Source organism: Roseovarius sp. (assembly GCF_018066915.1).
Taxonomy (GTDB): Bacteria; Pseudomonadota; Alphaproteobacteria; order Rhodobacterales; family Rhodobacteraceae; genus Roseovarius.
In genome coordinates this window covers 1-8134 of the sequence record NZ_JAGPVV010000275.1, presented here as the reverse complement: position 1 = coordinate 8134, position 8134 = coordinate 1, and the positions used below count along the sequence as shown (strand labels likewise).

11 protein-coding genes are annotated in these 8134 nt (G+C 62.7%); 6 read left to right on the top strand and 5 right to left on the bottom strand.

Features of this window, described 5'->3' with window-relative positions; all coding sequences use genetic code 11:
• The 3 genes from KBT70_RS15270 to KBT70_RS15260 form a co-directional block, all read left to right on the top strand.
• A partial coding sequence (locus tag KBT70_RS15270; RefSeq protein WP_296635720.1) for a branched-chain amino acid ABC transporter permease occupies positions 1-631 on the top strand: 631 nt, incomplete at its 5' end.
• Positions 624-1367, top strand: a complete 744-nt coding sequence (locus tag KBT70_RS15265) for an ABC transporter ATP-binding protein (protein ID WP_296635718.1) — start codon at positions 624-626, stop codon at positions 1365-1367. The genes KBT70_RS15270 and KBT70_RS15265, both read left to right, overlap by 8 nt.
• Positions 1360-2049, top strand: coding sequence for an ABC transporter ATP-binding protein (locus tag KBT70_RS15260; RefSeq protein WP_296635715.1), 690 nt, complete (start codon positions 1360-1362; stop codon positions 2047-2049). Before KBT70_RS15265 ends, KBT70_RS15260 begins: the two co-directional genes overlap by 8 nt.
• Before the next feature lie 54 nt (positions 2050-2103).
• On the opposite strand, the gene queF is transcribed toward KBT70_RS15260, so the two are convergent.
• The 5 genes from queF to KBT70_RS15235 all read right to left on the bottom strand — a co-directional run bounded on the left by queF (position 2104) and on the right by KBT70_RS15235 (position 5919).
• Positions 2104-2568, bottom strand: coding sequence for a preQ(1) synthase (gene queF, locus KBT70_RS15255; RefSeq protein ID WP_296635712.1), 465 nt, complete (start codon positions 2566-2568; stop codon positions 2104-2106).
• A gap of 11 nt (positions 2569-2579) precedes the next feature.
• On the bottom strand, positions 2580-3320 hold the full coding sequence (queE, locus tag KBT70_RS15250; protein WP_296635708.1) for a 7-carboxy-7-deazaguanine synthase QueE: 741 nt from the start codon (positions 3318-3320) through the stop codon (positions 2580-2582).
• On the bottom strand, positions 3299-3655 hold the full coding sequence (queD, locus tag KBT70_RS15245; protein ID WP_296635702.1) for a 6-carboxytetrahydropterin synthase QueD: 357 nt from the start codon (positions 3653-3655) through the stop codon (positions 3299-3301). The genes queE and queD overlap by 22 nt, the downstream gene beginning before the upstream one ends.
• Positions 3655-4353: a 7-cyano-7-deazaguanine synthase QueC gene (gene queC / locus KBT70_RS15240; RefSeq protein ID WP_296635700.1), complete on the bottom strand. Its 699-nt coding sequence runs from the start codon at positions 4351-4353 to the stop codon at positions 3655-3657. The genes queD and queC overlap by 1 nt, the downstream gene beginning before the upstream one ends.
• Before the next feature lie 87 nt (positions 4354-4440).
• A complete protein-coding gene (locus KBT70_RS15235) occupies positions 4441-5919 on the bottom strand; it encodes an AMP-binding protein (protein WP_296635695.1) in 1479 nt (492 codons plus the stop codon).
• Positions 5920-6045: 126 nt separating this feature from the next.
• Here KBT70_RS15235 and KBT70_RS15230 point away from each other — a divergent pair, with 126 nt between their 5' ends.
• The 3 genes from KBT70_RS15230 to KBT70_RS15220 form a co-directional block, all read left to right on the top strand.
• Complete coding sequence (locus KBT70_RS15230; RefSeq protein ID WP_296635723.1) at positions 6046-6582, top strand: LuxR C-terminal-related transcriptional regulator; 537 nt, start codon at positions 6046-6048, stop codon at positions 6580-6582.
• A gap of 150 nt (positions 6583-6732) precedes the next feature.
• Positions 6733-7221 (top strand): acetyl-CoA carboxylase biotin carboxyl carrier protein, encoded by a 489-nt coding sequence (gene accB / locus KBT70_RS15225; protein ID WP_296635691.1) that lies wholly within the window; start codon positions 6733-6735, stop codon positions 7219-7221.
• A 10-nt stretch (positions 7222-7231) separates the two neighbouring features.
• Positions 7232-8134, top strand: a 903-nt coding sequence (locus KBT70_RS15220; RefSeq protein ID WP_296635686.1) for a biotin carboxylase N-terminal domain-containing protein, incomplete at its 3' end; no start/stop codon positions are given.

Here is an 8134-nt window from a genome sequence, read left to right as displayed (position 1 = left end):
TTCCTATGTGTTCGAGGCACCGCTTTTTGGTGGCGATGACGGTCTGGGCGGCATTGCCCGGCTGGACCTTTCATTCATTGGCCTTGATCTCAACGACGGGCGCAGCTTTGCCCTCTTCTGCCTTGGGGTGCTGGCCGCGATTTATGGCGCGGCGGTGCTGATCCTGCGCTCAGGATTGGGCAGGTCCCTGTCGGGGGTCATGCACAACGAACAGCGGATGCGTGCGCTTGGCCTCACGGTCTGGCGGGTCAAGGCGGATGTCTTTGGTCTCTCGGGTCTGATCTCGGGTCTGGCCGGTGTGATGGCGGCGCAGCATGTGATGTTTGTCTCACCGGGTCTTTTGTCCTGGACGGTTTCCGGCGAGGCGCTTGTGGTGGTGATCCTTGGCGGGCTTGGCACACTGGTCGGTCCGTTGCTGGGCGCTGCGGTCTTTGTCCTGCTCAAGCATGAGGTCGGCGCGCTCACAAGCTATTGGCATCTGGTGGTTGGGATCATCCTGATTGCCGTAGTGATGAGCCGCGCCAACGGCATCTTTGGCTGGATTGAGGCGCGGTTTGCCGCGCGGATTGAACGGCGCGCGGCGGATGCGGTGCGCGATATAGACCCTAGGGAGGTCAAGACCGATGCTTGAGACACACAATCTCGACAAGAGCTTTGGCGCGGTGCATGTCACGCGCGGGGTCTCGCTCCGGCTCGAACGCGGCGAACGGCGGGTGATCCTTGGCCCGAATGGCGCGGGCAAGACGACGCTCTTCAACCTGCTCGTGGGTGAACTGACCCCCGACAGCGGCTCGGTGCATCTGGCGGGCGAGGATGTGACCGCCCTGCCCGTGGCCCGGCGCGCGCGGCAAGGTCTGTCACGCAGCTATCAAAAGAACACGCTCTTTGACGGGCTGACCGTCGAGGAAAATCTGGGACTGGCGGCGGCAATCCACACCGGCAACGCAACGCGGCTTTATACCGACAGCCTCGCACGTCCCGAAGTGCGCGAAATCGTGGCCGAGGTGGCCGAACAGGTCAATCTCATGCCCTATCTGCATGCGCGTGTTTCCGAGATCAGCTACGGCGTCCGGCGACAATTGGAGGTGGGCGTGGCGCTTGCGACGCGGCCTCTGGTTTTGTTGATGGACGAACCGACGAGTGGCGTCGGCCCGGAGATGGCCAAGGGGTTTCACGATCTGCTCAACAACCTGCCACGTGATCTGACGCTGTTGATCATCGAGCATGACATGGATCTGGCCTTTGACGTGGCCGATACGATCACCGTGCTGAACTATGGCGAGGTGGTATTTGACGGGCTGCCCGAGGCCGCGCGCGGCTCCAAGCTGCTCAAGGACATCTATCTGGGGAGTTGGGAAGATGCTTGAACTGAGTGCGGTCAATTCCGGCTATGGTGAAACCCAAGTGCTCTATGGCATGGGTCTGCGCGCCGAAGCAGGCCGGGTTCTGGCCATTCTGGGGCGCAATGGTGCGGGCAAATCCACCACGCTCAAGACGGTGATGGGGCTCTTGCCGCTGCGCGACGGGCAGATCACCTTTGAGGGCAGCGCCATGCCCAAGCGACCCTATGACATCGCAAAGGCGGGCATCGCCTATGTGCCGGAAACGCGGGATATTTTCCCCTCTCTGACGGTGCGCGAGAATCTGGAAATCGCGTCCAAGCGGTTTGACGGGGCCTGGACGATGGACCGGGTGCTGGACCTCTTCCCGCGTCTTGGCGAGCGGTTGGACAATGGCGGCACGCAGCTTTCGGGGGGCGAACAGCAGATGCTGGCCATCGCCCGCGCGCTTCTGATGAACCCGCGCCTGCTGATCCTCGACGAGCCAACCGAGGGGCTGGCCCCGATCATCGTCAAGCTCATCCATGACAAGTTGATGGAGCTCAAGCGCGAGGGGTTGTCGATGGTTCTGGTCGAGCAGAATTTCGGCTTTGCCACCTCGCTTGCCGATGATGTGGTCGTGGTCAGCAAGGGTCAGGTGGTCTGGACCGGCAGCGCCGAGGCCATCCGCGCGGATACCGAGGCACAGCATCGCTGGCTTGGCGTCTGAAACGACAAGCGCCCGCCCGGTCGTCGGGCGGGCACCAAAACCAAATGGCGCGCCTCAGCCCCGCCCGCGATAGGGCGGCACGCCCTGATCGGGAATCCAGACCCCCTCGGGCATTGTCCCCGTCTGCCAGAACACATCAATCGGGATGCCGCCCCGCGGATACCAATAGCCGCCAATCCGAAGCCATTCCGGCTCCAGAAACGCCACCAGCCGCCGTGCAATCGAAATGGTGCAATCCTCATGGAACGCGCCGTGATTGCGAAAGCTGGTCAAGTAAAGCTTGAGCGATTTGCTCTCGACCAGCCATTTGCCCGGCACGTAATCAATCACAAGATGCGCGAAATCAGGCTGTCCGGTCATCGGGCAGAGCGAGGTAAACTCGGGCGCGGTAAAGCGCACGTTAAACTGCACATCCGCCTGCGGATTGGAAACCCGCTCCAGCACCGCCTCTTCCGGGCGTTGCGGGACCACGGTGGCACCGCCCAACTGCTTGAGGTCTTTGTAGATATTCTCGCTCATCTTTCTCTCCTTCACACCCCGCGCTTGTTGCCCCAGAGCATCACATGCAGTTGCGGCAATACCTTTGCCTCAAACCATCCATCGGCTGTCACCCGCTCCACCAACCAGCGCATCCGGTCGTCGATACCGTCCTGATCCACGGTTGCTGCGTCATCCTCAGGCGGGGGCGGCGTGTGATTGCCGGGTTGCAGGTAGAGCGGCAGGTCAGGATAGCGCCCCGCCACGTCCCGCGCCCATTGGTAATCCGCCGCATCAAACACCACGATCTTGAGAACGCTCGCCGCCCCCTTGGCCGCAGCAACACATTCCTCAAAGAGCGCCCAATCCACCACCATCCCCGATGAGGGCGGCTTGGGGCTGAGCACCAGCATATCGAGCGCCGCAAACCAGTCGCGCGCGACAGAGCCTTGGGTTTCCATCGCGAACCGATAGCCCTGTGCATGGCCTAGGTCGATCAACGCGCCCAAGGGCTGAATTGCCGGATTGCCGCCCGAGAGCGTCACCATGATCGGCCGACCGCCCGAGAGCCGCACGACCTCGGCCATCACCGCCTCGACTCTCATCGGCACCCAAGTCTCGCGATAGGCCGAGTCTACCGCGTGCAGGCTGTCACACCAGACGCAACGATAATCGCAGCCTCCTGTGCGCACAAAAACCGTCGGCTGACCGATCAATGCGCCCTCGCCCTGAATGGTCGGACCAAAGATTTCCGAAACCCGGATCGCCTCGCTCACGGACGATACTCCGCCCATGTCTTCGGCGTCTCGCTGACCTTGACCGCGGTCACTTCGGGCCAGCGGGCACGGCACCAGTCAAAGAGATGCTTGGCCATCCGCTCGGCGGTCACGCAATCATCCCCCAGCACATCATTCAGGTGCCGGTGATCCAGCGTGTCGTCGATATACCGCTTCAGATCACCCAGATCGAGGTAATCGCGCACGAACCCATGCGCGTTCAATTCCGCTGCGGTCAGTTCCACAACCACGATGTAATTATGCCCATGCAGCCGCGCGCATTGATGCGTCTCAGGCAGGCCAAAGAGCTGATGTGACGCGGAAAAGTGGAATTCCTTGGTGATCCGGTACATCACGCCTCCCGTCCGGCCACAGCCGCCAGCCAGAAATCCGGGTCTTCATAGTCGGTCGGATCAACCACCCCTGCCAGATGAAACGCCTCGCGCCGCTCCACACAGGTGCCACACCGCCCGCAATGGCGCGCACCACCCTTGTAGCAGGACCATGTCTCGGCAAAGGGCGTGCCATGCTTGGCGCCATCGGTAACGATATCTCCCTTCGATCCCTGCAAGTAGGGCGTGTAGAGCGTGACCTCGGCATAGCCCTCCAGCGCCGCATCCTGCATCGCCTGAAACGCGTTGATGAAACCGGGGCGGCAATCGGGGTAGATGAAATGATCCCCGCCATGCACCGCCGTGGCCACGGCATCCGCCTTTTCCGCCGCCGCCATGCCAAAGGCAATGGCCAGCATGATCGCATTGCGATTGGGCACGATGGTGATTTTCATGGTCTCTTCGGCGTAATGCCCATCCGGCACCGCCACGTCATCGGTCAGCGCCGACCCCGACAGCGCCGCGCCAATCTGGCGAATATCCACCACCTTATGCGGCACGCCCAAGCGGCGCGCACAAGCGGCGGCGTATTCCACCTCTTTCACATGGCGTTGCCCGTAATCAAAGCTCAGAAGCCCCGCCAATTCATGCTCAGCGGCCACCTTATGGGCGAGGGATACGGAATCGAGCCCGCCCGAGCAGATAACAATCGTCCTCATCTTTCATCCTTGTTTTTTAAAGCGGGTAGGCTGCGACCGCTCGACCCCGCGCATCTAGCGCCTTTAGCGGGTGAAAACAAGGCTGCGCTAGGTGGTCAGACGCGCCCGCAAATCTGTCTTGAGCACTTTGCCGTAATTGTTCTTGGGCAACTCGGCCACCGCAATATAGCGTTTGGGCCGCTTGAACCGGGCGATCTGGCCTAGGCAATGCGCGTCAAGCGCGGCCTCATCGAGCGTCCCGTTGCAAACCACAAAGGCCACCACGACCTCACCCCATTCGGCATCGGCCATGCCCACAACCGCGGCCTCAATCACCGATGGATGCGTAAGCAAAACCTCCTCCACCTCGCGCGGATAGATATTGCTGCCGCCCGAGATGATCATGTCCTTGGACCGATCCTGCAAGGTCACATAGCCGTCACCGTCCATCCGTCCCAGATCACCTGTCCAGAGCCAACCGCCCTTGAGCGCCTTTTCACTCGCCGCCGCGTTCTGCCAATAGCCCGGCATCACCGCATCCCCGCGCACGAGGATTTCACCGACCTCACCGCACGGCACCTCGGCCCCGGTTTCATCGGCAATCCGCACCTCGACCACCGATTGCGCGCGGCCCACCGAGGCCAGCCGTTCGCGCCAGCGCGGATGGTTGCGATCCGCCACATCGGCACGCGACAGCGCCGTGATCGCCATCGGGCATTCCCCCTGCCCGTAGATTTGCAGAAACACCGGGCCGAACACCTCGACCGCCTCGAGAATATCCGCCAGATACATCGGCCCCCCGGCATAGACCACGTTGCGCAGCCCCTCCCCGGTCTCGCGGCTCAAACGCGCCTGCGCCGTCAGCCGTTTCACCATCGTCGGGGCGGCAAACATATGCACCCGGCCATGATGCCGTGCGAGATCGAAAATCTCAGCCTCGTCAAACCCACCCGACGCAGGGCAGACATGCCGCGCCCCGCGCAGCACATGCACCATCGCATAGAGCCCCGCGCCATGGCTCATCGGCGCGGCGTAGAGCGTGGCATCCGCGCCCGTCACCTCATCCACATCCGCCAGATAGCTCAGCGACATCGCCAACAGCATCCGGTGCGTGATCCGCACCCCCTTGGGCCGCCCGGTGGTGCCCGAGGTGTAGAAGAGCCATGCCAAATCCCCCGGCGCGCGGGTCGCCACCTCGGCCACGGCCTCGCCCCGCGCCACCGCCTGCGCCGCAACACCCTGTTCAGCCAAGGCATCCCGCCGCGCGGCATCCGCCAGAACCAGCCGCGCGCCCGCGTCCGCGATGATCCACGCCGCCTCTGCGCCATGCAGCTTGGCATTGATCGGCACGGCGGCGGCCCCGGCATACCAAGTGCCATAGAGCGCCAAGAGATACTCGGGCGCATTGCCCATGAAGATCGCCACGCGGTCGCCGGGGGCTACGCCCTGCGAGACAAGCGCGCCCGCCACCTCGCGGGCCGCCCGGTCAAATCCCGCATAATCCGCAACCCGCGCGACCCCCTGAAAGAGCGCCGCGCGTTCGGGCCACGCCTGCGCCGCCCGTTCCAGCCAAATCCCGATATTCATCGCCCAATCCTCCGCGTCGTCACAAAACCACCGAAGCAGGCCCGGCACAATTCCGTAGAAACACGCAAGACCCTTGGCGCGCAGCATTGCACGCGGCATAAACGCCCCAAGGAGAGCGCCATGGAGATCAAGGAACTCGCGTTTGACCATGCCCCTGTGGGGCTCGCGCTGCTGGAACATCGCATCATCCGGCAGTGCAATCAGAAATTCGCCACGATCTTTGGCGATACCCCCGCCGACTATACCAACATTCCGCTGGCCCGCTATTACCCCTCGATCGAGGATTATCGCCGCATCGGGGCGGATGCGCTCGCTATCATGCGCAAGACCGGGCGCTATGCCGACGAGCGGGTGATGAAGCGGCGCAATGGAACGCTCTTCTGGTGCCGGGTGCGCGGACAGTCGCTCACGCCCGAAGCCCCGTTCCAGCGCGGCATCTGGTCATTTTCAGACCTCTCGGACGAACGCCCACTCGTGGAATTGACCCAACGCGAACGCGAGGTGGCGATTCTCACCTGCCGGGGGCTGACGTCCAAGGAAATCGGCCTTGATCTCGGCCTCAGCTACCGCACGGTCGAGGTGTATCGCGCGCGCCTGCTTGAAAAATTTCAGGCCCGCAAACTCGCGGAACTCGTGGCCAAACTTTCGGGCATGCCGCTCTGATTGCGCCTCACTCTCGTAAAATTGCCCCTCAGCCCCCAGATTAAGGGTCAATGGCCGCTTTTCTCAGCCAGCACCTTGCCCTATAAGCGGCCAAAACAAATGCCATGAGCCCGCCAGCCGGGACATCATCGCGCTGTGGTCGAGGAAGATATGTCGAACAAATCCCATGAATCGGACGTGGCCTTTATCAAGGCTCTGGCGGAACTCTTGAACGAGAACGATCTGACCGAATTGTCGGTCAAACGGGAATATGGCGAGGATGACACGCTTCAGGTCCGCGTGAGCCGCCGGGGCGAGGCTGTCACAGCCCATTACGCACCGGCCCCGGCACCCGCCTATGCCCCGGCACCCGCCGCCATGCCTGCGCCCACCGCCCCTGCCGCCACCGAAGACCCCGCAAGCCACCCCGGTGCTGTCACCTCGCCCATGGTTGGCACCGTCTATATGCAGGCCGAACCGGGCGCGCCCGCCTTTGTCAGCGTGGGCACGCAGGTCTCTGAGGGCGATACCCTTCTGATCATCGAGGCGATGAAAACCATGAACCATATTCCCGCTCCGCGCGGCGGCACCGTCAAACGCATCCTGATCGAAGATGGCGCGGCGGTCGAATATGGCGCGCCTCTGATGATCATCGAATAAGGCCCCCGCAATGTTCGAGAAAATCCTGATCGCCAACCGGGGCGAGATTGCCCTCCGCGTGATCCGCGCCGCCCGTGAGATGGGGATCAAGACCGTCGCCGTGCATTCCACCGCCGACGCCGACGCGATGCATGTGCGCATGGCCGACGAATCCGTCTGCATCGGCCCGCCTGCATCATCCGAGAGCTATCTGTCGATCCCCTCGATCATCGCCGCCTGTGAAGTCACGGGCGCGCAGGCGATCCATCCGGGCTATGGGTTTCTCAGCGAGAACGCCAATTTCGTGCAGATCGTCGAGGATCACGGCCTGACCTTCATTGGCCCGTCCGCCGAACATATCCGCATCATGGGCGACAAGATCACCGCCAAGGACACGATGAAGGCGCTTGGTGTGCCCTGCGTGCCCGGCTCCGAGGGGGGCGTTGCCACTCTCAAAGAAGCCCAGGCACTCTGCGCGGACATCGGCTTTCCGGTGATCGTCAAGGCCACCGCCGGTGGCGGCGGTCGCGGCATGAAAGTGGCGCAGAGCGCCGCCGACTTGGAAAAGGCCTTTCTCACCGCCCGCTCCGAGGCCAAAGCCGCCTTTGGCAATGACGAGGTCTATATCGAGAAATACCTGACCACGCCGCGCCATATCGAAATTCAGGTTTTCGGCGATGGCAAGGGCCGCGCCGTGCATCTGGGCGAGCGCGATTGCTCGTTGCAACGCCGCCACCAAAAGGTGCTGGAAGAGGCCCCCGGCCCCTGCATCACCGCCGAAGAGCGCGCCCGCATCGGCAAGATCTGCGCCGATGCCTGCGCGAATATCCAGTATCGCGGTGCAGGCACCATCGAGTTTCTCTATGAAAAGGGCGACTTCTTTTTCATCGAGATGAACACGCGCTTGCAGGTCGAGCATCCCGTGACCGAGGCG

Bases quoted from the DNA above. Each gene is read 5' to 3' on its own strand.
- KBT70_RS15265 (WP_296635718.1), top strand. From the start codon at position 624: ATGCTTGAGACACACAATCTCGACAAGAGCTTTGGCGCGGTGCATGTC.
- queC (WP_296635700.1), bottom strand. From the start codon at position 4,353: ATGAGGACGATTGTTATCTGCTCGGGCGGGCTCGATTCCGTATCCCTC.
- queE (WP_296635708.1), bottom strand. From the start codon at position 3,320: ATGGGCGGAGTATCGTCCGTGAGCGAGGCGATCCGGGTTTCGGAAATC.
- KBT70_RS15235 (WP_296635695.1), bottom strand. From the start codon at position 5,919: ATGAATATCGGGATTTGGCTGGAACGGGCGGCGCAGGCGTGGCCCGAA.
- accB (WP_296635691.1), top strand. From the start codon at position 6,733: ATGTCGAACAAATCCCATGAATCGGACGTGGCCTTTATCAAGGCTCTG.
- KBT70_RS15260 (WP_296635715.1), top strand. From the start codon at position 1,360: ATGCTTGAACTGAGTGCGGTCAATTCCGGCTATGGTGAAACCCAAGTG.
- queF (WP_296635712.1), bottom strand. From the start codon at position 2,568: ATGAGCGAGAATATCTACAAAGACCTCAAGCAGTTGGGCGGTGCCACC.
- queD (WP_296635702.1), bottom strand. From the start codon at position 3,655: ATGTACCGGATCACCAAGGAATTCCACTTTTCCGCGTCACATCAGCTC.